This window comes from Xanthomonas sp. NCPPB 3583, assembly GCF_041475715.2.
In the GTDB taxonomy this organism is placed as follows: domain Bacteria; phylum Pseudomonadota; class Gammaproteobacteria; order Xanthomonadales; family Xanthomonadaceae; genus Xanthomonas; species Xanthomonas euvesicatoria.
The window spans coordinates 2,861,073-2,884,902 of sequence record NZ_CM191263.1; the positions used below are offsets into that span (position 1 = coordinate 2,861,073).

15 protein-coding genes and 2 pseudogenes are annotated in these 23,830 nt (G+C 63.8%); 6 read left to right on the plus strand and 11 right to left on the minus strand.

The window, feature by feature from the left end; genetic code table 11:
• Window positions 1-6 precede the first annotated feature (6 nt).
• Together ACCQ07_RS12610 and ACCQ07_RS12615 are read left to right on the plus strand one after the other, a co-directional pair.
• Complete coding sequence (locus ACCQ07_RS12610; RefSeq protein WP_011347808.1) at window positions 7-1,314, plus strand: efflux RND transporter periplasmic adaptor subunit; 1,308 nt, start codon at window positions 7-9, stop codon at window positions 1,312-1,314.
• 12 nt (window positions 1,315-1,326) lie between these two features.
• Window positions 1,327-4,497 (plus strand): multidrug efflux RND transporter permease subunit, encoded by a 3,171-nt coding sequence (locus ACCQ07_RS12615; protein WP_057681945.1) that lies wholly within the window; start codon window positions 1,327-1,329, stop codon window positions 4,495-4,497.
• Window positions 4,498-4,840: 343 nt separating this feature from the next.
• On the opposite strand, the gene ACCQ07_RS12620 is transcribed toward ACCQ07_RS12615, so the two are convergent.
• Window positions 4,841-5,839, minus strand: a complete 999-nt coding sequence (locus ACCQ07_RS12620) for a LacI family DNA-binding transcriptional regulator (RefSeq protein ID WP_008571279.1) — start codon at window positions 5,837-5,839, stop codon at window positions 4,841-4,843.
• Between the two features lie 161 nt (window positions 5,840-6,000).
• On the opposite strand from ACCQ07_RS12620, the gene ptsP reads away from it, so the two are divergent.
• The 4 genes from ptsP to ACCQ07_RS12640 all read left to right on the plus strand — a co-directional run bounded on the left by ptsP (window position 6,001) and on the right by ACCQ07_RS12640 (window position 12,814).
• Window positions 6,001-8,517 (plus strand): phosphoenolpyruvate--protein phosphotransferase, encoded by a 2,517-nt coding sequence (gene ptsP, locus ACCQ07_RS12625; RefSeq protein ID WP_033478426.1) that lies wholly within the window; start codon window positions 6,001-6,003, stop codon window positions 8,515-8,517.
• Window positions 8,514-9,470, plus strand: coding sequence for a 1-phosphofructokinase (gene pfkB, locus ACCQ07_RS12630; RefSeq protein WP_011347812.1), 957 nt, complete (start codon window positions 8,514-8,516; stop codon window positions 9,468-9,470). Before ptsP ends, pfkB begins: the two co-directional genes overlap by 4 nt.
• Before the next feature lie 152 nt (window positions 9,471-9,622).
• Window positions 9,623-11,365 (plus strand): PTS fructose transporter subunit IIC, encoded by a 1,743-nt coding sequence (locus ACCQ07_RS12635; protein WP_008571276.1) that lies wholly within the window; start codon window positions 9,623-9,625, stop codon window positions 11,363-11,365.
• Between the two features lie 171 nt (window positions 11,366-11,536).
• Window positions 11,537-12,814, plus strand: a complete 1,278-nt coding sequence (locus ACCQ07_RS12640) for a carbohydrate porin (RefSeq protein WP_218532102.1) — start codon at window positions 11,537-11,539, stop codon at window positions 12,812-12,814.
• Window positions 12,815-13,048: 234 nt separating this feature from the next.
• Here ACCQ07_RS12640 and ACCQ07_RS12645 read toward each other — a convergent pair whose 3' ends face one another.
• From ACCQ07_RS12645 to secF, 10 genes and pseudogenes are all read right to left on the minus strand, one after another.
• On the minus strand, window positions 13,049-13,699 hold the full coding sequence (locus ACCQ07_RS12645) for a hypothetical protein (RefSeq protein WP_209261628.1): 651 nt from the start codon (window positions 13,697-13,699) through the stop codon (window positions 13,049-13,051).
• Window positions 13,700-13,739: 40 nt separating this feature from the next.
• A pseudogene (locus ACCQ07_RS12650) lies at window positions 13,740-17,746 on the minus strand (hypothetical protein).
• A gap of 35 nt (window positions 17,747-17,781) precedes the next feature.
• Complete coding sequence (locus ACCQ07_RS12655) at window positions 17,782-18,420, minus strand: DUF1629 domain-containing protein (protein WP_008571680.1); 639 nt, start codon at window positions 18,418-18,420, stop codon at window positions 17,782-17,784.
• A 198-nt stretch (window positions 18,421-18,618) separates the two neighbouring features.
• A complete protein-coding gene (locus ACCQ07_RS12660; protein ID WP_372363373.1) occupies window positions 18,619-18,744 on the minus strand; it encodes a hypothetical protein in 126 nt (41 codons plus the stop codon).
• Window positions 18,745-18,777: 33 nt separating this feature from the next.
• Complete coding sequence (locus ACCQ07_RS12665) at window positions 18,778-19,419, minus strand: DUF1629 domain-containing protein (protein WP_171309886.1); 642 nt, start codon at window positions 19,417-19,419, stop codon at window positions 18,778-18,780.
• A 320-nt stretch (window positions 19,420-19,739) separates the two neighbouring features.
• Window positions 19,740-19,910 (minus strand): annotated as a pseudogene (locus ACCQ07_RS12670) (IS5/IS1182 family transposase); the annotation flags it as partial.
• 68 nt (window positions 19,911-19,978) lie between these two features.
• Complete coding sequence (locus tag ACCQ07_RS12675; RefSeq protein WP_008571684.1) at window positions 19,979-20,587, minus strand: DUF4145 domain-containing protein; 609 nt, start codon at window positions 20,585-20,587, stop codon at window positions 19,979-19,981.
• Between the two features lie 70 nt (window positions 20,588-20,657).
• Window positions 20,658-21,203, minus strand: coding sequence for a hypothetical protein (locus ACCQ07_RS12680; protein WP_008571685.1), 546 nt, complete (start codon window positions 21,201-21,203; stop codon window positions 20,658-20,660).
• Between the two features lie 83 nt (window positions 21,204-21,286).
• The gene (locus ACCQ07_RS12685; protein ID WP_008571686.1) at window positions 21,287-22,120 is read right to left on the minus strand and encodes a DUF4238 domain-containing protein; all 834 of its coding nucleotides are present in this window, start codon (window positions 22,118-22,120) and stop codon (window positions 21,287-21,289) included.
• Between the two features lie 681 nt (window positions 22,121-22,801).
• A complete protein-coding gene (secF, locus tag ACCQ07_RS12690; RefSeq protein WP_008571687.1) occupies window positions 22,802-23,770 on the minus strand; it encodes a protein translocase subunit SecF in 969 nt (322 codons plus the stop codon).
• Between the last annotated feature and the right edge of the window lie 60 nt (window positions 23,771-23,830).

The following is a 23,830-nucleotide window of genomic DNA, read 5'->3' on the forward strand; positions in this document are numbered from 1 at the left end:
CCCCTGATGATTGCCCCGCTCCGCACATTCGGCCTGGCCTGTGCCATCACCGTGGCGCTGGCTGCCTGCAGCAAGCCCGAACAACAGCAGGCACCGCCGCCGCCGGAAGTCTCGGTGCTGGAGATGAAGCCGCAGACGCTGCCGCTGGAACGCGACCTGGTCGGCCGCCTGTCGGCGTACCGTTCGGCGGACGTGCGCGCGCGCGTGGACGGCGTGGTGCTCAAGCGCCTGTACACCGAAGGCGCCAACGTCAAAGAGGGCCAGCCGCTGTTCCAGATCGACCCCTCGCAGCTGAAGGCCACGCTGCTGCAGGCGCAGGGCCAGCTGGCCGCCGCCGAAGCGACCTATACCAACGCCAAGATCGCCGCGACGCGTGCGCGTAGCCTGGCGCCGCAGCAGTACGTCTCGCGCGCCGACATCGACACCGCCGAAGCCAACGAGCGTTCGTCCGGGGCCAACGTGCAGCAGGCGCGCGGCGCGGTCGAAGCTGCGCGCATCCAGCTCGGCTTCGCCACCGTGACCTCGCCGATTACCGGCCGCGCCGGCATTCAGCGCGTGACCGAAGGCGCACTGGTCGGTGCCGGTGAAGCCACCCTGCTCACCACCGTGGACCAGATCGACCCGCTGTACGTGAACTTCGCCATGAGCAGCGAAGAACTGGCCGCCCTACGTCAGGCGCAGAGCAGCGGCAACGTGCAGCTGAGCGGCGACGGCAAGTCGTCCATCAACGTGGAGCTCGGCAACGGCACGCAGTACCAGCACCCCGGCACGCTGGACGTGTCTGCGGTGACGGTGGACCCGAGCACCGGTGCGGTGTCGCTGCGCGCCACCCTGCCCAACCCCGAACAATCGCTGCTGCCAGGCGCGTTCGTGACCTTCAAGGCCAGCCTGGGCCAGCGCAACAATGCCTACCTGCTGCCGCAGCAGGCGGTGCAGCGCGATGCCACCGGACCCTACGCCCTGGTGCTGGGCAAGGACGGCAAGGTGGTCCGCAAGAACCTGACCGTCGACGGCCAGCAGAAGGGCCAGTGGATCGTCACCGGCGGCATGACCCCGGGCGATCAGGTTATCGTCGATGGCGTGCAGAAGGCCAAGGAAGGGCAGCCGGCCAAGGGCGTGCCGTGGGATCCGAACAAGCCGGCACAAGGCGGCCAGCCCGGCGCAGCGGGCGCGGCGCCCGGCGCGGCACAGGGCGGCGACGCGAAAGCCGCACCGTCCGCCGATAAGGCCGATGCAGCGGCGCCGGCCGCCCAGCAACAGCCCACGCAGGATGCGGCCGCGCAGCCGGCCGACTCCCAGTCCAAGCAGCAGTGACGGAACCCGGACATGCCTAAGTTTTTTATCGAACACCCGGTCTTTGCGTGGGTGGTGGCGATCCTGATCTCGCTTGCGGGCGTGATCTCGATCCTGAATCTGGGTATCGAGTCGTACCCGACGATCGCCCCGCCGCAGGTCACCGTCACCGCCAACTTCCCCGGCGCCAGCGCCGACACCGCCGAAAAGGCGGTGACCCAGGTCATCGAACAGCAGCTCACCGGTATCGACCACCTGCTGTACTTCAACTCGTCCTCGGCCGCCAACGGCCGCGTGACCATCACCCTGACCTTCGAAACCGGCACCGACGCGGATATCGCGCAGGTGCAGGTGCAGAACAAGGTGTCGCTGGCCACGCCGCGCCTGCCCTCGGAAGTGACCCAGCAGGGCGTGGTGGTGGCCAAGGCCAACGCCGGCTTCCTGATGGTGGCCGCACTGCGCTCGGACAACCCCTCGATCGACCGCGACGCGCTCAACGACATCGTCGGTTCGCGCGTGCTCGAGCAGATCTCGCGCGTGCCCGGCGTGGGCAGCACCAACCAGTTCGGCGCCGAGTACGCGATGAACATCTGGTTGAACCCGGAGAAACTGCAGGGCTACAACCTGTCGGCGACCCAGGTGCTGACCGCGGTGCGTAACCAGAACGTGCAGTTCGCTGCCGGTTCGGTGGGCGCCGACCCGACCCCGGAAGGCATCAGCTTCACTGCCACGGTGTCGGCGGAAGGCCGCTTCAGCTCGCCCGAGCAGTTCGAGAACATCATCCTGCGCACCGACAACAACGGCGCCACCGTGCGCCTGAAGGACGTTGCACGCGTGACCGTGGGGCCGAGCAATTACGGCTTCGACACCCAGTATAACGGCAAGCCCACCGGTGCCTTCGGTATCCAGCTGTTGCCGGGCGCCAATGCATTGAACGTGTCCGAGGCGGTCGGCGCCAAGCTCGACGAACTGCAGCCGACCTTCCCGCAAGGCGTGACCTGGTTTGCGCCGTACGAATCGACCACCTTCGTGCGCATCTCCATCGAGGAAGTGATCCACACGCTGGTGGAAGCCATTGTGCTGGTGTTCCTGGTGATGCTGCTGTTCCTGCAGAACTTCCGCGCCACCGTGATTCCCACGCTGGTGATTCCGGTCGCGCTGCTGGGCACGTTCTTCGGCATGTACATGATCGGCTTCACCATCAACCAGCTGACGCTGTTTGCGATGGTGCTGGCGATCGGCATCGTGGTGGACGATGCGATCGTGGTGATCGAGAACGTCGAACGCATCATGAGCGAGGAGCACCTGGAGCCCAAGGCGGCCACCCAGAAGGCGATGACCCAGATCACCGGCGCGGTGGTGGCCATCACCGTGGTGCTGGCAGCGGTGTTCATCCCCTCCTCGCTGCAGCCCGGCGCCTCGGGTGCGATCTACAAGCAGTTCGCGTTGACCATCGCCATGTCGATGGGTTTCTCTGCGTTCCTGGCGTTGAGCTTCACCCCGGCGCTGTGCGGCGCGTTCCTCAAGTCGACCCACTCGACCAAGAAGAACTGGGTCTACCGCACCTTCGACAAGTACTACGACAAGCTGGCGCATCGCTATGTCGGCGTGGTGGGCCATACCCTCAAGCGCTCGCCGCCATGGATGATCGCGTTCGTGGCGCTGGTGGTGCTGTGCGGCTTCCTGTTCACGCGCATGCCGGGCAGCTTCCTGCCGGAAGAAGACCAGGGCTTTGCCGTGGCCATCGTGCAGCTGCCGCCGGGCGCGACCAAGATCCGCACCAACGAGGCGTTCGCGCAAATGCGTGCGGTGCTGGAGAAGCAGCCGGCCGTGGAAGGCATGCTGCAGATCGCCGGCTTCAGCTTCCTGGGCTCGGGCGAAAACGTCGGTATGGGCTTCATCCGGCTCAAGCCGTGGGAAGAACGCGACGTCACTGCCGAGCAGTTGATCCAGCAACTCAATGGCGCCTTCTACGGCATCAAGGGCGCGCAGATCTTCGTGGTCAACCTGCCCACCGTGCAGGGCCTGGGGCAGTTCGGCGGCTTCGACATGTGGCTGCAGGACCGTTCCGGTGCGGGCCAGGAAGCGCTGATCAATGCGCGCAACATCGTGCTCGGCAAGGCGGCGGAGAAGCAGGACACCCTGGTCGGCGTGCGTCCGAACGGCCTGGAAAACTCGCCGCAGCTGCAGTTGCACGTGGACCGCGTGCAGGCGCAATCGATGGGCCTGGATGTCAGCGATATCTATAGCTCGATCCAGCTGATGCTGGCGCCGGTGTACGTCAACGACTACTTCGCCGAGGGCCGCATCAAGCGCGTCAACATGCGTGCCGACGATCAGTTCCGCGCCGGCCCCGAGTCGCTGCGCAACTTCTTTACCCCCAGCGCCACCGCCACCGGTGCCGACGGTCAGCCGGCCATGATCCCGCTGAGCAACGTGGTCAAGGCCGAGTGGAACTACGCCTCGCCGGCCCTGAACCGCTACAACGGCTATTCGGCCGTGAACATCGTCGGCAACCCGGCTCCGGGCGGCAGTTCCGGCCAGGCGATGAGCGCGATGGAAGAGATCGTCAACAACGATCTGCCGCCGGGCTTCGGTTTCGACTGGAGCGGCATGTCCTACCAGGAAATCATCGCCGGTAATGCGGCCACGCTGCTGCTGGCGCTGTCGGTGGTGGTGGTGTTCCTGTGCCTGGCCGCGCTTTACGAGAGCTGGTCGATTCCGGTGGCGGTGCTGCTGGTGGTGCCGATCGGCGTGCTGGGCGCGATCACCTTCTCGATGTTGCGCGGGTTGCCGAACGATCTGTACTTCAAGATCGGCATGATCACGGTGATTGGTCTGGCGGCCAAGAACGCGATCTTGATCGTGGAATTTGCAGTTGAGCAGCGTGCGGCGGGCAAGACCCTGCGCGAGGCCACCCTGGAAGCGGCGCACCTGCGCTTCCGCCCGATCCTGATGACTTCGTTCGCCTTCATCCTGGGCGTGTTGCCGCTGGCCATCTCCACCGGTGCCGGCGCCAACTCGCGTCACTCCATCGGTACCGGCGTGATCGGCGGCATGGTGTTCGCCACCGTGCTCGGCGTGATCTTCATCCCGCTGTTCTTCGTGGTGGTGCGCCGCATGCTGGGCGACAAGCTGGACGAGCAGTCCAAGGAATATCTGGCCGTGCAGAACGATGGCGGAACCCACCGCCCGGATCGCTGAGTCAGGCAGTCGTTGCAAATCAAAGCCCCGGCACTGCCGGGGCTTTTTTTGTGCGGCATCGGTGGAAACCATTGCGAATCCGCCCCTTGTAGGAGCGCACCGGGGCGCGAACGCACTACCGAAAACGCCCGTCGCGCCCAGGTGCGCTCCTACGAGGCGGCGATGTCGGCAGGTTGCAGTGATCGGCGCGAGGGCCTCAACAATCACGGCAAGTGACACCTCCGGTTCGCCGGCGTCGCGCAGGTCCGCAATCCACGGCAGACGGTCCTCTTTGTAGGAGCGCACCGGGGCGCGAACGCATTCCCGTCAGACCCAACGCAACCAACAGACCCTCGCCACCGCTCTACACCACGCCCGGCATACGCGCAGCAGTCGACCCACGCACCACGCAACGTCCAGTCATGACCAAGCGGCGGATCGGCAATTGCCGATTGCTTAACCGTTCCAGCAGCAGCGACATCGCCGCCCGGCCCATGTCTTCCACCGGCTGCTCGACGACAGTGATGCCCGGCTCGACCAGATCGGTCCAGCGCTCGTTGTCGAACCCGGCCAGGGCCAGATCCTGTGGCAGGCGCAAGCCGGCGGTGCGTGCAGCCTTCAGTGCGCCCATCAGCAGCAGGCTGTTACTGGTCACGATGGCCTCGGGCCGCTGGTCGTTGGCCAGCCATGCACCCAACTCGGCAATCGCCGCCTCGGCGGTGGGCGCCACTTCGCGGTAATCCGGCTGCAGCCCCTGCGCGCGCATCGCGGCCAGGTAACCATCGCGGCGCTCGGCCGCCGTGGTGCTGGTGCTGCCGAACAGCCCGCCGATGCGCCGGTAGCCCTGCGCCTGCAGATGCGCCACCAGCTCGGCCATGGCCGCGCCGTTATCCAGCACCACACTGTCGTAGCGGCTGCCGGGGCCGGCGCGATCCACCAGCACGGTGGGGTAATCCAGCGCCAGCTCGTGCATGCGCCCCACCGTGACCCGGGTCGGCGCAAAAATCAGCCCGGTGATGCGTTCTTCCTGCATCAACTCCAGGTATAGCGCCTCTCGCTCGGGATCTTCATCGGTATTGCACAGCGTCACGCGCATACCGGCCCTGTAGGCGACCTCTTCCACCGCACGGATCAGCGCCGTGAAGTACGGGTTGCGGATGTCGGCCACGATCACCCCCAGGATGCCGGATTGCTGGGATCGCAATCGCCGCGCCATCAGGTTGGGCCGATAGCCGGTCTGGCGCACCGCCGCTTCCACCTTGGCACGCACTTCCTCGCTGACCGGGCCGCTGCCCAGCGCGCGCGACACCGTGGACTTGGACACTCCGGCCACGCGGGCCACGTCATTGATGCTGATACTCACTGGGACCGTTCCCGCTCCATTTTGCGCACCCTGACCCAGGCGCGGTGTCGGTCTTGATGCTAACCCGAAAGCACTACAGCGTTTTTGTGCACCGCACATTGACCTGGATCGTGGGAACGTTCCCACTATACTTCCCAGCCCGACCTCATCCGGAGCCCGCCTTGTCCTCTCCGTCGCCCGCCCCCGTCACCCCCGACCTTGTGCGCCTGCGCGCTTCTGCCCGCGACAAGGACGACGCCATCGCCCAGGCCGCCCAGTTGCTGGTCGCGGCCGGCTGCGTCGCGCCGGGCTACGACGCCAGCATGCGGCGGCGCGAAGGCCTGGCCAATACCTTCCTGGGCCACGGCCTGGCGATCCCGCACGGCGTCGGCGAAGACCGCCACCTGGTGCGCCGCGACGGCATCGCGGTGCTGCAGCTCACCGATGGCGTGGAATGGAACCCCGGCCAGATCACCCGGCTGGTGGTCGGCATCGCCGCGCAGTCCGATACCCACATCACCCTGCTGCGCCGGCTGACCCGGTTGATCCAGGACCCGGCCCAGCTCGAAACGCTGTTCAGCACCGACGACCCCGGCGTGATCGTCGCCGCGCTCACCGGCGACCGCGCGCCCGAGACCAATGCCGCGCCGGCCACCGATCTGGCCGAAACATTCGAGTGGACCATCGCCTACCCCAGCGGCCTGCACGCGCGCCCGGCCACCCGCTGGGCCGAAACCGCGCGCGGCTTCTCGGCCCGTGCGCAGGTGCGCGCCGGCGACCAGGCCGCCGATGCCAAGAGCCTGGTCGGCTTGCTGCAGTTGGGCCTGCGTGCCGGCGACAGCATCACCGTGTCGGCCGAAGGCAGCGACGCAGCGGAACTGCTCAAGCGCCTGCGCGCCGTCATGGACAGCCTCACCGCGCAGGAAAAAGCCGATGCCGAGCGTGCCGCGCAACGCCGCGCCGCCCCGGTGGCCGGCTGGACGCCGCCGCAGGCGCAGCCGGCCATCGTCGGCATCGGCGCCAGCCCGGGCGTGGCGATCGGCATCGTGCACCGCCTGCGCGCCGCGCAGACCGAGGTCGCCGATCAACCGGTCGGCCTGGGCGATGGCGGCGCATTGCTGCACGACGCACTGACCCGCACCCGCCAGCAACTGGCGGCAATCCAGGACGACACCCAGCGCCGGCTCGGCGCCTCGGACGCGGCCATCTTCAAGGCCCAGGCCGAACTGCTCAACGACACCGACCTGATCACCCGCACCTGCCAGCTGATGGTCGAAGGCCACGGTGTGGCGTGGTCGTGGCACCAGGCGGTGGAACAGATCGCTTCCGGCCTGGCCGCCCTCGGCAACCCGGTACTGGCCGGCCGCGCGGCCGATCTGCGCGATGTCGGCCGCCGCGTGCTGGCCCAGCTCGACCCGGCCGCCGCCGGCGCCGGACTCACCGACCTACCCAACCAACCGTGCATCCTGCTCGCCAGCGACCTGTCGCCTTCGGACACCGCCAACTTGGACACCGCGCGCGTGCTCGGCCTGGCCACCGCGCAGGGCGGGCCGACCTCGCACACCGCCATCCTGTCGCGCACGCTCGGCCTGCCGGCACTGGTCGCGGCCGGCGGCCAGCTGCTGGAGATCGAAGACGGCGTCACCGCCATCATCGACGGCAGCAGCGGGCGCCTGTACATCGACCCGTCCGAGCAGGATCTGGATGCGGCCCGCACCCATATCGCCGAGCAGCAGGCCATCCGCGAGCGCGAAGCCGCGCAGCGCGCGTTGCCGGCCGAAACCACCGACGGCCACCACATCGACATTGGCGCCAACGTCAACCTGCCCGACCAGGTCGCGATGGCGCTGACCCAGGGCGCCGAAGGCGTTGGCCTGATGCGCACCGAATTCCTGTTCCTGGAAAGCGGCCGCACGCCCAGCGAAGACGAACAACATGCCACCTACCTGGCGATGGCGCAGGCGCTGGATGGCCGCCCGCTGATCGTGCGTGCGCTGGATATCGGCGGCGACAAGCAAGTGGCGCATCTGGAATTGCCGCACGAAGAAAACCCGTTCCTGGGCGTGCGCGGCGCGCGCCTGCTGCTGCGTCGCCCCGACCTGCTGGAGCCGCAACTGCGTGCGCTGTATCGCGCCGCCAAGGACGGGGCGCGGCTGTCGATCATGTTCCCCATGATCACCTCGGTGCCGGAACTGGTGGCGCTGCGCGCCATCTGCGCACGCCTCCGCGCCGACCTCGACGCACCGGAGGTGCCGATCGGCATCATGATCGAAGTGCCGGCGGCCGCCGCGCAGGCCGACGTGCTGGCGCGCCACGCAGACTTCTTCTCGATCGGCACCAACGACCTCACCCAGTACGTGCTGGCGATCGACCGCCAGAACCCGGAGCTGGCCGCCGAAGCCGACAGCCTGCACCCGGCGGTGCTGCGCATGATCCGCAGCACCATTGACGGTGCGCGCAAGCACGATCGCTGGGTCGGCGTCTGCGGCGGCCTGGCCGGCGATGCGTTCGGCGCCAGCCTGCTGGCCGGCCTGGGCGTGCAGGAATTGTCGATGACGCCCAACGACATCCCGGCGGTCAAGGCACGCCTGCGCGGCGCCGCGTTGAGCCAGCTGCAACACCTCGCCGAACAGGCGCTGGCCTGCGAAACCGCCGAACAGGTGCGCGCATTGGAAGCCAAGCGCGAGGACAAGGCATGAGCCTGCAGGCCATCACCGTCACGCTGAACCCGGCGATCGACCAGACCATCCAGCTCGAACACCTGCAGCCGGGCGCCGTGCACCGCGCCAGCAGCGTGCGCAACGATGCCGGCGGCAAGGGCATCAATGTGGCCGCGTGCCTGGCCGACTGGGGCAGCCAGGTTGCCGCGCTGGGCGTGCTCGGGGTCGGCAACGCCGGCGTGTTCGAAGCGCTGTTCCGCGAACGCGGCATCGCCGATCACTGCCAGCGCGTGGCCGGCGAAACCCGCACCAATCTCAAGCTGGTCGACGCGCGCAGCAACGACACCACCGACATCAACCTGCCCGGCCTGCGCTTGGGGCCTGCGCACCTGCAAGGCGTGGCCGACCATCTCGCCCCATTGCTGCGCCCCGGCCTGCCGGTGGTGCTGTCGGGCAGCCTGCCGGCCGGGCTGCCGGACGACAGCTGGGCGCAATTGCAGGCCCAGGCCAGCGCGGCCGGTGCGCGCGTGCTGCTGGACACCAGCGGCATGCCGCTGGTGAGAGCGCTGGAAGCCGCGCGCCAGGCGCTGCCGTACGCGGTCAAGCCCAATCGCGACGAACTCGCAGCCTGGACCGGCCGCCCGTTGAACGATCGCGGCGCACTCAGCGCCGCCGCGCACGAACTGATCGCCCGCGGCATCCAGCTGGTGGTCATTTCGATGGGCACCGAAGGCGCCCTGTTCGTGCAACGCGACCAGCGGCTGATCGCCCGCCCGCCACGCCTGGCGCACGGCAGCAGCGTGGGCGCAGGCGATGCGATGGTGGCCGGCCTGGCCGCCGCCTCGCTCGATGCCGCGACCACGCTGGAGCAGTGCGCACGGCTGGCCACGGCGTTTTCGATGTGCCGGCTGGAAAGCGGCGACGCGCGCCGGATTACGCCAGAGGGCGTGCGCCGCGCCGCAACCGAGGTCGTGATCGAAATGCTGTCATGAGCCGCCATTGGCCACTGCCGATGCATGCACCCAGGCGGCGTCGGGCCGGCAGTTGCAGACCGCGGCAGATCGCGCGCGTCACCGCCACGCATAACGCTTGAAATTCCCCCCGCCGACAACACCGGCGACCGCAACACAGCAGGAGTTTTGCCATGTCCTCTTCCATCGTGGTCATCGCCGCTGGCGAACGCAGTACCGAAGCCGTCCTGGCGGCCGAAGCGCTGCGCCGCGCGGCCACTGCCGCCGGCCGTCGCGTGACGATCGAAATCCGCAGCGACCAGGGCGTGCTCGGCGCCTTGCCGGGCGAACTCGCCAGCAGTGCCGCCCAGGTCCTGGTGGTCGGCGACGCCGATGCCGACACCACCCGCTTTGGCGATGCGCAACTGGTGCGCCTGAGCCTGGGCGCGGTGCTGGACGACCCGGCCGCTGCGATCGGCAAGCTGGCCGCACACGCCGACCCGGCCGTCGCCGGCAATCCCGGTGGCACCGCTAGCGGCAACAAGCGCATCGTGGCCATCACCTCCTGCCCTACCGGCATCGCGCACACCTTCATGGCCGCCGAAGGCCTGCAGCAGGCCGCCAAGAAACTCGGCTACCAGATGCGGGTGGAAACCCAGGGCTCGGTGGGTGCGCAGGACGCACTCACCGACGACGAAATCCGCGCAGCAGACGTCGTCATCATTGCCGCCGACCGCGAAGTGGACCTGGCCCGCTTCGGCGGCAAGCGCGTGTTCAAGAGCGGCACCAAGCCGGCGATCAACGATGGCCCGGCGCTGATCAACAAGGCGCTGGCCGACGCCAGCGTGCAGGGCGGCGCGACTCCTGCCACCGGCACCGCTGCCAGCGGCACCGCGAACAAGGGCACCGGCCGCACCGGCGCCTACAAGCACCTGATGACCGGCGTCTCGTTCATGCTGCCGTTCGTCACTGCCGGCGGCCTGCTGATTGCTTTGGCATTTGCCCTCGGCGGCATCTACGCCGGCGACGATGCGCACCAGGGCACGCTGGCCTGGTCGCTGTTCCAGATCGGCGCCAAGGCCGGCTTCACCCTGATGGTGCCGGCCCTGGCCGGTTACATCGCCTACTCCATCGCCGACCGCCCCGGCATCGCGCCCGGCATGATCGGCGGCCTGGTCGCGGCCAATCTCAACGCCGGTTTCCTCGGCGGGATCATTGCCGGCTTCATCGCCGGCTACGGCGTGGCGGCGCTCAACCGCTACATCAAGCTGCCGCGCAACCTGGAAGGCCTCAAGCCGGTGCTGATCCTGCCGGTGCTGGGCACCCTGCTGGTCGGGCTGGCGATGATGTACGTGTTCGGCCAGCCCGTGGCCGACCTGCTGGCCTGGCTCACCGCCTGGCTGCGCGGCATGCAGGGCAGCAGCGCCTTGCTGCTGGGCCTGTTGCTCGGCGGCATGATGGCTTTCGACATGGGCGGACCGGTCAACAAGGCGGCCTATGCGTTCTCCACCGGCCTGATCGCTAGCCAGGTCTACACCCCGATGGCCGCTGCCATGGTGGCCGGCATGACCCCGCCGCTGGGCATCGCGCTGGCGACCTGGGTGTTCCGCAACCGCTTCACCGTGGAAGAGCGCGGCTCGGCCACTGCCGCCGGCGTGCTCGGGCTGGCCTTCGTGACCGAGGGCGCCATCCCGTACGCTGCGCGCGACCCGTTGCGCACCATCCCGGCGCTGGTGATCGGCTCGGCCGTGGCCGGCGCCATCTCGATGACCGCCGGTGCCGAATTGAAGGCACCCCACGGCGGCATCTTCGTGCTGCTGATCCCCAACGCCGTCACCCACCTGCTCAACTACGTGCTGGCCCTGGTGGTCGGTGTGGTGGTCACGGCCATCGCGCTGCGCCTGCTCAAGAAGCCGGTGACCGACGTCGTTGCCTGAGGCACCTCCGGCGGCACGGACCTGCCGCCGCACCTGACGCGCCCGCGTTTTCCCGCGCGCCCCTGACCTGCTTCACCGCTGCGCGCACCCAGGTGCGCTGCCAGCGGCATGCCCACCCACATGTTGTCGCGTTCGCCACCACGGCCACGCCCTTTTGTCCGGAGTCCTGCCATGACCGCTCTCGCCCCCCGCCGTGCCCGCCCCCGCCTGCTGTGCCTGTCGCTGACCTTGGCACTGACCCCGCTCGCCCACGCGCAGGACGCCGCCGACGCCTTCAAGCTCAAGCTGGGCTACACCGGCGAAGCCGCCTCGATGATCGACGGCGGCCGCAAAAGCGGCAACGCCTATGCCGGCCAGTTGATGGTCGGCACCGATGTCGACATGGACCGCCTGTTCGGCTGGAACGGTGCCACGGTGAAGTTGTACGTCAGCAACCGCCACGGCACCAACCTGGCCAACAGCAGCATCGGCAACAGCACCTCGGTGCAGGAAATCTACGGCGGCCAGGGCACGCGCCTGGCCAACTTCACCCTGCTGCAGAAGCTCTTCAACGACCGCCTCGAACTGGAAGCCGGCCGCAGCGTGGCCAACATCCACTTCCTGGGCTCGGACCTGTGCCAGTACTTCCAGGGCAACTCGGCCTGCGGCAACCCCACCTTCGTGTTCCGCACCAGCAACTTCACTTACTGGCCGGTCTCCAGCTGGGCCGCGCATGCCACCGCCTGGGTCACACCGAAGGTCTATCTGCATGTCGGCGCTTACGAGGTCAACCCCATCCAGGCGCAGGACGGCCAGCACGGCCTGAACTGGAGCACCAACGACACCACCGGCGTGGTGGTGCCCTATGCCGTCGGCTACAAGAACAAGGGTGGCGACGGCAGCATGGCCGCCATGTACGAACTGGGCGGCTGGCAGGACAACTCCGACTACACCGACCCGCTGCGCGACCGCAATGGCAACCCGGCCGTACTGAGCGGCTTGGGCTATGAAAACAAGCAAGGCCGCTCGGGCATGTTCGCCCGCTTCGAACAGCAGGTGACCAACCCCGACCCGTCGGGTACGCGCGGCCTCACCGTCTTCGGCGCCATGCTCAAGAGCACCGGCGGCCAAGCCATCGAAGACCATTTCATCCAGCTCGGCCTGGTGCAGAAAGGTACCTTCGCCAGCCGCCCGCAGGACAACATCGCTTTCGTGATCACCCAGCAGAAATACAGCGACGAAGCGATCGAAAACCTGCGCCTGGCCCGCGCCTCCGCCGGCGGCACCGGCACCCCCGCCGACAACCAGATCATGATGGAGCTCAGCTACGGCATCCAGGTCACCAAGCGCCTGCGCATCGCCCCGAACCTGCACTACGTGATCAACCCCGACCAGTTCAACGAACCGACCCGCACCACCGATCTGAAGAACGCGTTGATCGCCGGCCTGCGGATCGACTGGAATCTGTGAGCCTTAGCGAAGCTGCGCGCGTTGCGCGCATGCTTGGCAGCCATCATTGTCTGAAATGAATGGCGGGTGCGTTGCATCTGACTACAGTGCAACGCATTGCGTCGACTCGGTTGGCATGGGCAATGCCGGATTTGGCCAATGAGTTCGATGAGCCGCTTAGGCGCGACCGCACGCGAGGTGGCTTTTTCGACCGCCCCTGTCGCGCAAGCCAGTGGCTGTAATGACGACTTCACATCATTGCGAATCTGATGTTGCTCGCAGATTGATCGCTCTGTATTGCCGCTGGTTGCCGTAACGCGGCCCATTCTTCTCAAAGGTGGCGCAGAGCCGGTCTTCGCCACATGGAGCTAGGTCGGCAAGGGACACGCGATCCAGGTAGTCGATGGACGCTCGAAGCTGTGCGAGTTCGGTTCGCTTTTCGGTAACGATGCCAACCGAATAGGCCACCGCCCCCAGCGCTAGCAAGCCCGCCAAGAGCATCGTGGCCGATGCGATCCACATGCGCCGAGTGCTCCGCGTTTCCAAGGACTGCTGGGCCTGCGCGTAACGTCGCGTGGCTTGCTGCAATGTCTCATCCGCAGTCGCCATTTCTTTGTTGAATCGCTTGGCGGCTGGCTCCAGCGTCTGCGTCAACGCCTGATTGGTCAGCTGCGTCAGTCTCGGCAGTGCGTTGTCCAATGCCCTAGTGACCTTGGCATCGGCATTGCTGGCGGCGTTCTGGAGCACATGGAGTTGCTCGGCGACCACCTCGCGCAACCGTTGTTCGCGCTGCTGCATGGATGCCACCAGCGTCGTCAGCACTTTGACCGTCTCTTGCAACGAAGCGTTCGATGCATTCAACGTGGCCATCATTTCCGCCATTGCGGCGGCGTCTTGCCTATCCATGAGGTTTCCTGAGCTCGGCTGGTCACGGAAGCGATTTTGACTAACCGCCGCCCCCTCCACCACCACCACCTCCTCCCCCGCCTCCACCGCCGTCTCCACCCCCACCGCCGTCCCCTTGGGGACCGCTCTGCATCGGTCCCTTGGCAAACTCCGGCAGCGTCATCACCATGACCGGCCCGCGGCTGGTGTTGATTTCCGCTGAGACATCCATCCCCAGCGCCTGACGTGTGGTGGCGAGCTCCTGGGCCTCCTGCTGGGCTTGAGCCTCAAGGAACTCGTTGCCTCTTTTGATGAGCGCCTGCGTCGCTGCGCTGTTGGCGACCCGATTCAGCGCTTGCTCGATCGCCAACTCGTTCTTGCTGTCGAGCGCATAGAGCACTTCGTCCACGTCAGGGTCGCCCGTGATCGATTTGCGCTCGGCCTGCGAAGAATCGTTTGGCGCATCCCCTCCCCCCGGATCGACCGAGCGCTGAGCTAGAGGTGGAAAGGCATCGGTTTGCTCAGCAGCTTCACTAGGCGAGCGGTGACTTGGTGGGTGTGCGCTGAATGCATCCATGCTTCCACCCTCCTGGTCTAGCGCCCTCTTTTGAGCGAAGGGATAAGGTTCTCCGCGCTCGCGATACTCCCTCCATTCCTGGTGGAAGCGTTCGTCTTCCCGATCCGCCGCCTCAATCTCCTGTTGCAGTTGACGCAGCGAGCGCATGGTCTCTTCCAGGAACAGGGCGCCACCCGGGTCTGCGGCGCTGCGTTCCCGCGCGGGGGTCGATTGGGCTTGCTGGTTTTCCGCGCCTGATGGCTCTGAGGGAAAGCGATTTTCTACTCTATTCCCCAGCGATCGCCCGTGTGTTTGCGCGAGAGTTGTTGGGGCCAGCAAAGCCACCCCATGCTCAGCGAGCGAGCCACCTGAGAAACAGGCCTGCTCTGTCTCCGCATGCCGTTCAGAAGTGGAGGAGTCCGCGGATTGCGATGCAGTCAACGGTTCTGCTGCCGTAGGCGTTGTTGCGGATATGACGCGAACCGGCGCTGCCTCCTGCTCACGCGCCACGTCTTGCTGACGGACCGACGCTTGCTCCATCTCTGCTTGCTGCGTTTGCACCTGGGGATGCAGTGCTGGCGGCACCACGTCGGCCTGCACGCTTTGCATAGGTTCGTCGCCGGATTCCCTGCCCCCAGAGGGAGGCCCATGGAGGTGCGCAGCATCGCGACTCTCCAACGCATGCGTTTCCAGCGCGCGTGCCGCTTCTTGTGCTTGATGCGGCTGTGCGTCGCCTGGACCAGGCGCCTGCATCCGTGGGTCAGGTGTGGTGTGAGCCGGGTGTTCGCCTGCCCATTGGTTATGCGCTTCTAGCTGCTGGTAGGCGCTGCCTGCTGCAACTCGGGCTGCGGCGTTTGCTGAGCCAGCGCCGCATCCGGAGCGTGCGGCTGAGGATCGGCTTGCTGCGAGGAGTGCTGGCTGGGGTCTTGCTGCTGCGCTTGCTGAGCCTGACGTTCCTGGACTTCGACCCGCGTGGCTTCTTGAGCCTGGCGCTCTTGCTGCTCCCGTTGCTGGTTGTCTTGGGCTTGGCGCTCCTGCGCCTGACGTTCCTGGAAATTCCTTTCCTCACGCTCCTGCAGTTCGCGTTGCTGGCTGGTCTGTGCTTGCTGCTCCTGCACTTGCCGCTCTTCTGACTCCCGCTGCTGCTCGGCTTGGCGCTGACCTTCCAGCACGGCGTGGGCCTGGATTGCTTGTTCGTTCTGCGCCCGCTCTTCGCGCTCCGGCTGTGCCTGTTGGAGGTGCTCGCGCACCTGCGCGGCGTGCTGCTCTTGCGCGAGGCGATCTTGCTGTTCGCGTTCTTGCCGCGCCTGCGCCGCGACAGAGGCTTGCAGGTGCGCTTGGATATCCAGCACCTGCTGCGGATTGGACGACTCGGAGGCCGAGGTGTCCGCCTCTGCCGTTCCCTCAGGCGCGCGCCCTAGGCTTGGCGACTGTAGTCGATTGCCTTGCGCCTCGCTCAACGCCTGCCGGATGGCTTCGCTGCTGGTCACGGCCACCACACGAGTGATTCCATCGCTGTCGCGCTGGAGGTGCGCGATGGGGCTGTCATACCCGTATTGCCCCGACGCATTGCGTTGTAGCTGCTGCATGGTCGGCCCGGTGATGCCATTGGCGTCCCTAGTCCGCTGCGCGGCCAGCGCCACTGCCTGCTGAGTCTGAGGGTTCACGTTCAAATCGACGCCTGCGGCCCGGTAACGGTGCAGCAGCTCGTTGTGCTCTATCTGCGCAGCCGTAGGGGCGGGAAGCGCCTGGATCGCTGCCAGGGTCTCCTGGGCACGCTCCACCGACGGCTGGCGCACCTGGTTCGTCAACTCCAGTTCCACCGCCAGGTTTCCAGTAGCCACCCCATCCTTCCCAGCCCACTGTCCAGCGTCGTTCCGCTGGTAGACCTGCCCGTCGTGTCCCTGCACCTGACCTTGCTTGGCGAGGACACTTTCCACGGCTGCCGGCACTTCCACTCCATAGTCGCGGGCGCGCTGCGCAGCATGGTTTTCCAGGTAAGCGGCGGCGATGGCTTCGCGCCCGGTGGCGATGTTGGTTTCGATGCGGCCCAGGGCTTCCTGGTTGAGCTGTTGCGCGCGTTCGGGGGAGGCGGTTTGGTGTTCGTAGCTGCCTCGGTCGTTGGCACCGGACACAGCGTTTTTGACTTGGCGTTCCCATGCCTGGCTCTCGGGATTGCGATGCCAGTTCTGGTTGTCTAGTCCAACTTGGTCGCTGGCCCGTGCAGGGAGGTTGAACGGGTCCTGCGGTGCAGGAGCTTTGCCCAGCGCCAACTCCACTGCCTTGGCGTTGGCCAGCGCGCCCAGTTCCTGGGATTTCTCATAGCTGGCGACTACGGGCTGCTCGCCGCTTGTGCGCCGGCCATCCGGAGCGAGCTCGATGGCCGCGTCGCGCTGCCAGTTGCGACCGTTGAACTGCCACTCCACGCCAGCTTTGTCGGTCTGGTGGTAGATGGCGCGGTTGTCCAGCAGATCGGCGCCTTTGTCGAACGCCTTGCTCATCAACAGCGCGTCGCCAACCATCAACGCAGCCGGCACGAAGCCGCTTCCTCCCAAGGCTGCTGCCGTGGACGCACCACCGGCCCAGCCACCGACATTGCGGGCCAGTGCATGGGTAACCTCAGACTGCGCGGCCGTGGCATTGCCTTGTTCCAGCAGCTCGGCCGAACGGCGCGCGGTCAGCACTGCATCAGCACCTGTCGCCAACAAGCCACCCGAGCGCACCAAGGTACTAGCCGACGCATTGCCCAGCAGCATTTCTATGGATGCGGCACCGCTTTGACCGCGAGGAATTCGCAGCGATCTGGCGGCTTCTTCGCCCAAGGTGTTCTCAACAACAGCAACACCCCCCGGCGATATGGTCAAGCGTCCACCGTGGTAAGCGTTTGAAATAGCCTGAGACAAACCATGCCGCTGGAGTTCGACTGCACCACCGCGGGTCAGAGGATTGGGGACGCTCTGGATATGTTGGAGTGTGGCCACCACACGGCCTTCGGTGTGGGTGACCACAGCCCAACCATGATCTCCTGGCACGTAACCCTTCAGGCTCAGAAGTTGCGCAACATGGGCCTGTCCGTAGGCGACTTCGTCGCGAAAGAAATTCTGGACGCCTGGACGGATGTCGTCGGCGCGAAGGCCAAGTGGCGCATTGGTGTGCAAATCGCCATTAATCAGTCCCACACGCACTGTGTCGCGGAGGGTCTCTACGCGACCTGAAATTCTTCCAAGTGCGTCCAAGTCACCTGATAGGGCCTTGATGCCATCAGGGGTTTGCTCAAGGCGCCCCAAGCGATCAATTAGCCCATTCTGGTAATCAGAGATGGGTCCACCGCTATGCGGCGTGGTCCCCAAAGTCTGAGCAAACGCGGGATCTGCAGGCAGAAAAATGCGATTCTCAGGGGCATGAATATCAAAATATCCCGCGTCCGAGAGCCCCTTAAGTAGCTGGCTTCGCTCTAGCGTTTGTTGCTCAATGGCGTGGTGGTCTTGGAAAATAGGTCCGTTGCGTGGCATGGATCAGATCCTTCCTAGAAGCCATTGCTGCGCGGCTAGATGTCCGAAGCATCGATAAACCAAAGCCCATCAGCATCGGTGTCGGTCTCGATACCTGCCGCTGCGGCTGCATCCTTAAAGACTTGATCGCAGAATACCCGGCCGGTGTAAGGCGTCTTGAAGACATGCGCCGGACCCAAACGCACGCGGTCGAACGTTACACTGGCGCCGCCGGTCAGATCGTAAAACTTGCCATTGACGAAGTCTTCGGTTGTGTCAATGAAGAGCTTGGACGCTTCTTCGTCCAGTGCGTCAATCTCTTGGATCACGTCACAGAGAAAGTAGGGTGGCCCTTTCGCACCATCAGCCAACCGATAGTCCACCTCTGCGAAAGCGAACGCAGTGGGATCGACCGAGGTCATGACTTGAAAGAGTCGTTCGGATACAAGCCAGTATCCACTGAAGCCAGGCTCCAAGTCCTTAGGAGGTGGGCCTTTGCTGGGGTGATAGACCAAACGCGGCGTTTCGCGCAACGGAGGGAAACCACCGCCTTCAGGCCTCAGAATCAGGCGCGGGGGTGACAACAAATTCTTGACGTTCTCAAAGACAACGCCGTTCACCGGTCCGTTGATCGTGCCCGCTTCGAGGATAAAGAACTCACCAGCCTTGGGCTGATTGGCTGTCGTCGTTTCCATCGGTTGTATCCGTCATTGATTTATGTCGCCGGGATCATTGCGGCAAAGTTTAGCGCCGCAGTCTCATTTCTGGGCAGATGGTGCAACGGTGGTGTCCTGTCCGCTGCTCTGACGCTCCCAGGTCTGACAATCGGAATTGCGGCACAAGTTTAAGATGCCCATAGCCTGGGCATGCCCTTCGTCATGCGGCATGAAGAATCAATTTTCAGGTGAATCAATGTCGAAGCGATCTGAGTTCGACAGCACCCGCAAGAAGCGGCTGTAACGAAGGGTTTGCTGCTCGAACCCATGATGATCATGAAAAATAGGGCTGCTGCGCGGCATGCTCCCTGCTCCTTATGTGTTGCCCAGATGCGGCTAGACGTCTGATGCGTCGATAAAAGAGATGCCGCTTTCACCAGCATCATCAGGAATCCCCGCGTCATGGACCGCATCTTTGAAGGCTTGGTCGCAAATCAAGAATGAGCTGAACGGCGTAAGGAAGACGTGTGCTTGACCCAGGACTTCCGGCCTAAAGGCCAAGCTGGCTCCCCCTCCCACCGAGTAGAACTTGCCATTGACGTAGTCGTCGTCTACTTCAATTTGTAGCTTCGAAGCAACTTCGTCCAAGGCATCAAGCTCGCGAACAACGTCGCACAAAAGGTGGCGCGGACCTCTGGCACCGTCGGCCAAGCGGTAATCTACCTCCGCAAAAGCAAAGGCGTCGGAGTCCACCGACACCATGACATCGTGGAGTCGCTCAGAAACCAGCCAATAGCCACTAAATCCCGGCTCTAGATCCCGCGGGACTGGACCTGTCTTTGGGTCGTAGGTCAGCTGAGGTGTTTCGCGGAGCGTCGGAAATCCTCCTTCCTCCGGCCGCAGGATCAACCGCGGAGGGGAAAGCAGGTTGCGAACATTCTCGAACCTCACCCCACAGGGCGGTCTGTTGCTCTCCATGTCTGCTTCGACCATGTAAAAGCTCCCGGCCGTCGGCTGATTTGGCGTCGTTGATGGCATGCGTTTCATCCCTTCCGTGCGGTGTGGTCTCAGCTGACAGAAAGAGCTTAACTCGACCGCTTTGCCGACCCAAGCAATAAGGCAACGGAGAGGCCACATTCCACTTGCCGCCCGGATCGCAGGCTCCTGCCACCGATTACCAAATGATCCACCACCCAAATATCGAGAGATGCCAGCGCCTGCTCTCGCAAAACCTGGGTGGGAAAAGCCCCCCCGCTCTGAGCGTTCGCCAAATCTGAAGCTACGTGGCCATCGCCAATTTCATTGCTAGGGTGATGCCGCCTAGCGCCATGTTGGGGCGCTAATGGTTGTACGTCCATAGCCAGCGCATACGGCTGCCAACCGGGCAGTCCCGACAACGGATAGTATGATTCGGCCGGGGCAAGCAGTTGCTTCCACGGAACGATGCGCTCCATCTCCGCAAGGAAGATCTCGCGCCGGATCTGCTTGCGCTTGCCCAGGCCTTCAGCGTCACCGAACTTCAATTGCATGGATGCCTCTTCACTCCGAACCAATAGGGTTGCGCATTTGTGGCACGTTGTTCAGAGGTTCCTTAGACCTACAGCAGCGCATCCAACGCAGCCAAGATTTCCGGCCCGGTGGTAATTGCCCAATCAGCCACCCGAGGATCGACGCTTGCGCCGTGCGCAGCCTGATTTCCGGCTGCGACTAGGTCTTCCAAGCCGCTAGCGACGCCATAAGGAATTATCTCGCGACGTGTTAGCTCGCGAATCAACTTCGATAGCGAGCCCCAATTCATAGGCAGGTCGTGGCGCTTGGATAGTTGCCGAATGCGTTGCTCAATCTCGATGCGTAGGCCGACTAGCGCAAGATTTGGATCCTGATCTGCTACCGAAACGTAGCTTGGCTGGGATTGTGTAACGGGCGGTGGCTGATGGGAAGCCGTGGGAGGAGGCTCTGAGGAAGACGTTACCTTTTCACCAGCCTCTCGAAGGTCTCTAAATTTGACTTCCCAGCCGCCCGGGAATTTTGCACTTTCGATCAGTTCCGACAGCCACGGCAGCACCGCTACGATCATCAGACCGAGCGTAACCAAGTCAATCTTGATCTCAGGAAAAGCGATACGCACTGCGATAGCAGAAACCGCCACAACGGAGATGACTGCCTTCAACCAGTTGATGGAAATTTCCTTGTTTCGCCAAGACATGGTGTTTGGTCTGCAGGTCTAACGCCTGAATTAAGCCGAGCCGAGAATCGGCTTCTGCTTGCATGAATTGTTAGGTGGCACTTTGCAATGCATAACGAACCGCCCAATAAAGAATGTACGAAAGCCCTACCATCGAGAGGACGACGCTGGAGTAACGCACTAGTTTGTTGGGGCGCGGCGCCGGAATTGCCTGAACAATCTCTGCGAGTCCGTCATCACTCTTTGATGGCCATGAGACTTGATTCCATACGGTTGGCTCCTCATACAAATACGAGATCGTGACCTGCTCTTTTGGCGCGAGGGTCGGGATCAAAATCTGAAAAGTTCCGGATGGACTGAATTCAAAGTTGTAGTGCATTGGGGGATTGACTTTAACGCTTACGCTGGCCAGAGGCACCCCGTGTGGGACACGTACATTAGCCGCCGACTTTTTGCCAGCGTTCTGAAGCACGACGCTATGCATGTGCGTCTGCGGTGCGTTGTTGCTGGGAAAGGCTGCTACGTTACCAATGTATGTCACTAAGCGCGATTTGCCCTCCAAGTAATGCTTGATGAGCACCGCAACAATGAGCGACAAGAGCGGCGCGGCGATCTTTGCTATTAGGTCAATGTCCATTGAACTCCCCTGTGCCGCCTAATGATTGAATTAAGTCGCGCCATGAAGTGGCGTCTCGTTGAAGGAGTGGTTAGGCGGCGACCTCACAACAACCGATGCAGCGGATGTTTCTTTGCTGCAAAGCTGAGTACCCAAGGCGCCTCCTCACGGGTGTAGATAAAGCGCTGCGTGTTGTGCGCGGATCTGCGGTTGAGTTCCAGAACAATGGAGCGGTCAGTCGTAAAGTATTGGGGTCTTTCCGAATTAGCCCTGTTTGCCCAAAAGCAAACCTCCGAACTAAGCGGAAAGCTCAGTTCGGATTCGTGCGCGGCGATGCCCACTGACCTGAAGAAAAAAGTCGGATTGTCACAGGTGATGAAGCTTTCGCCAGGGCTGACTAGGAAGTGCCAATTCATTGATAAGAGCCCTTGCACAGTTCTGGGTGTCGCTCCGCTTTTCAGTGTGTGGTGCCAGAAGTAGTCCGGCGGGTCTTCCTTGTATGCGGAGATGATCCGACCTACTTCTTCCTTGCGCCTAGTTGCGGACTCTGCGAGATCCGGTTCAGACGCGGCTATTGCGTCCAATTGCTGCACGACCTGCATCTTGATCGTCTCAGCTAGGCTCGGTATGTACCCTGCCACTCGCTTGCGCCCAGCAGGCACGCGCTGCCACATGGCGATGATGTAGGCGGCAAGTACCTCACGATCCTCGTCTCTGAGCTTGAGCCGCTTACGCGCTCGGTCGATCACGTCTTGGGCTGGCCCTTCGACAACGTTTGCTAGGTGCTTTTCTAGCTCCTCGGTGTACATGACGGTTTCATTAGCTAGCGACTTGACCTGTGTACGGAAAGATCGGCGCGCCCGAACGTCATGTCCCCACACCCTGACTCCATCAGCGAATCCGAGCAGGTAATGCTGGGGCAAGTAATGGTGTCCCATAGCCACCTAACGCCTGAGTTAAGCAGTGCCGCGAAGCGACACGGCTTGAATGAATTGTTAGGCCCTTACTCGCGCGGGTACCAACCGTCTTTGTTGCGTTCTGGCAAAGGCACCCCTTTGCTATGCAAGTGCTCGACAAATCGATCCTCTACGATCGGACCCCATCCGTCATGGTTGCTCTCCCAGCACGTGCGGCATACGGCTAGCTGGTAGCTAGGAATAAACTTGCCAGCATAAATATGCGGCCCGAACTGGAACGAAGAGCCGCACAAATCGCAGTTGTACATGAACTTGGGCTTGGGCATCTGCGGATCTCCTTTGTGCGGCCTAACTACTCTTGGACCGCCGAAATGCGGTGTTGCACTGAGTATCTTCGATCGCTAGCACTTTGTGAATGGGAAAAATCCTGGCCGCGATCACGGGATAGCATGATGGAGAGCAGCCTCGGCCATGCAGATGCTTGGAGTGTTATCCAGCAAGGACGCAGACGTAGGCGGTGCTGGTGTTTCTCTCCCGCGAACTATCGCGTATCGATCGGCATCACTTGTCCGACGAAATCCCTGGCGTTCACAATCTTGAGTAGTGGCGTCACAGCGCATAACCGTGCAGTCACGACGCCCAACGCCAGAAACGAAAAAACCGCGCGATGCGCGGTTTTCTCGTCACACCTTTGCCAACCCATCAAGGACGGCGCGCCAGCGCCTCCACGTCCTTGGCCTTGGGCAGCAGGTCCTGCTTGGTCACCGCAAACGGCCCGATGCTCAGCATCGGCACGGCCACGATCACCGAGGAGATCACCACGATCACCGCGCCAATCATGTGGGTCTCGGCCAGGCCTTCCATCGACTCGCCGCCGTAGATGTACAACGCCAACGCCGACAGGAAGAACATCACCGCGGTGATCACCGTGCGCGAGAGCGTCTGGTTGATCGAGCGGTTAAGCACTTCCAGCGGCTCCACGCGCAGGGCGCGGAAGTTTTCGCGCACGCGGTCGAACACCACGATGATGTCGTTGATCGCAAAGCCCATCACCGACAGCAGGCCGGCCAGCACGGTCAGGTCGAACTCGCGGCCGGTCAGCGACACGAAGGCCACGGTGACCAGCAGATCGAACAACGCAGTCAGGCTGGCGACCACCGCGAACTTCCACTCGAAGCGGAACGCGATGTAGATCAAAAAGCCCACCAGCATGAACACCGTGGCATAGACGCCGTTCAAGGCCAGATCCTTGCCGACCTGCGGGCCGACGAATTCGCCAGGCTGCACGGTGGCCGGATTCTCGTCGCTGGTCACCGCCTTGCGCACATCTTCGGCAACGGTGCGCGCGGCATCGTCGCGATTGTTGTTCTGGCCATGCGGCTGCAGGCGAATCATGACTTCATTGCCGCCGCGGGCGTTCTGCACCTGGGCGTTTTCGAAGCCGGCCTTGGACAGCCTTTCGCGCACCTGGTCCACGTCCACGGTCTTCTGGAACGAGGTCTGTACCAGCGTGCCGCCGGTGAATTCCAGCGCGTAGTTGAAACCCTTGCCGACGATGATGCCGACCGAGGCGACTGCCAGCACCAGCATCAAAATCAGCACCGGCTTGCGCCAGCTCATGAAATCGATCTTGGTGTCGTTCGGAATCAGATGAAGCGGAAAAATTTTCATTGAAAGATCTTCCTAAGCAGTCCGCACATGGATGTGCGGGCTCTCGCGAGGGACTCGCAT

Excerpts from the sequence above, each read along its gene's own strand:
- ACCQ07_RS12610 (WP_011347808.1), top strand. The coding sequence starts at position 7 with ATGATTGCCCCGCTCCGCACATTCGGCCTGGCCTGTGCCATCACCGTG.
- ACCQ07_RS12675 (WP_008571684.1), bottom strand. The coding sequence starts at position 20,587 with ATGTCTTGGCGAAACAAGGAAATTTCCATCAACTGGTTGAAGGCAGTC.
- ACCQ07_RS12640 (WP_218532102.1), top strand. The coding sequence starts at position 11,537 with ATGACCGCTCTCGCCCCCCGCCGTGCCCGCCCCCGCCTGCTGTGCCTG.
- ACCQ07_RS12660 (WP_372363373.1), bottom strand. The coding sequence starts at position 18,744 with ATGCCGCGCAGCAGCCCTATTTTTCATGATCATCATGGGTTCGAGCAG.
- ACCQ07_RS12680 (WP_008571685.1), bottom strand. The coding sequence starts at position 21,203 with ATGGACATTGACCTAATAGCAAAGATCGCCGCGCCGCTCTTGTCGCTC.
- ACCQ07_RS12645 (WP_209261628.1), bottom strand. The coding sequence starts at position 13,699 with ATGGATAGGCAAGACGCCGCCGCAATGGCGGAAATGATGGCCACGTTG.
- ACCQ07_RS12685 (WP_008571686.1), bottom strand. The coding sequence starts at position 22,120 with ATGGGACACCATTACTTGCCCCAGCATTACCTGCTCGGATTCGCTGAT.
- secF (WP_008571687.1), bottom strand. The coding sequence starts at position 23,770 with ATGAAAATTTTTCCGCTTCATCTGATTCCGAACGACACCAAGATCGAT.
- ACCQ07_RS12655 (WP_008571680.1), bottom strand. The coding sequence starts at position 18,420 with ATGGAAACGACGACAGCCAATCAGCCCAAGGCTGGTGAGTTCTTTATC.
- ACCQ07_RS12665 (WP_171309886.1), bottom strand. The coding sequence starts at position 19,419 with ATGCCATCAACGACGCCAAATCAGCCGACGGCCGGGAGCTTTTACATG.
- pfkB (WP_011347812.1), top strand. The coding sequence starts at position 8,514 with ATGAGCCTGCAGGCCATCACCGTCACGCTGAACCCGGCGATCGACCAG.
- ACCQ07_RS12615 (WP_057681945.1), top strand. The coding sequence starts at position 1,327 with ATGCCTAAGTTTTTTATCGAACACCCGGTCTTTGCGTGGGTGGTGGCG.
- ACCQ07_RS12635 (WP_008571276.1), top strand. The coding sequence starts at position 9,623 with ATGTCCTCTTCCATCGTGGTCATCGCCGCTGGCGAACGCAGTACCGAA.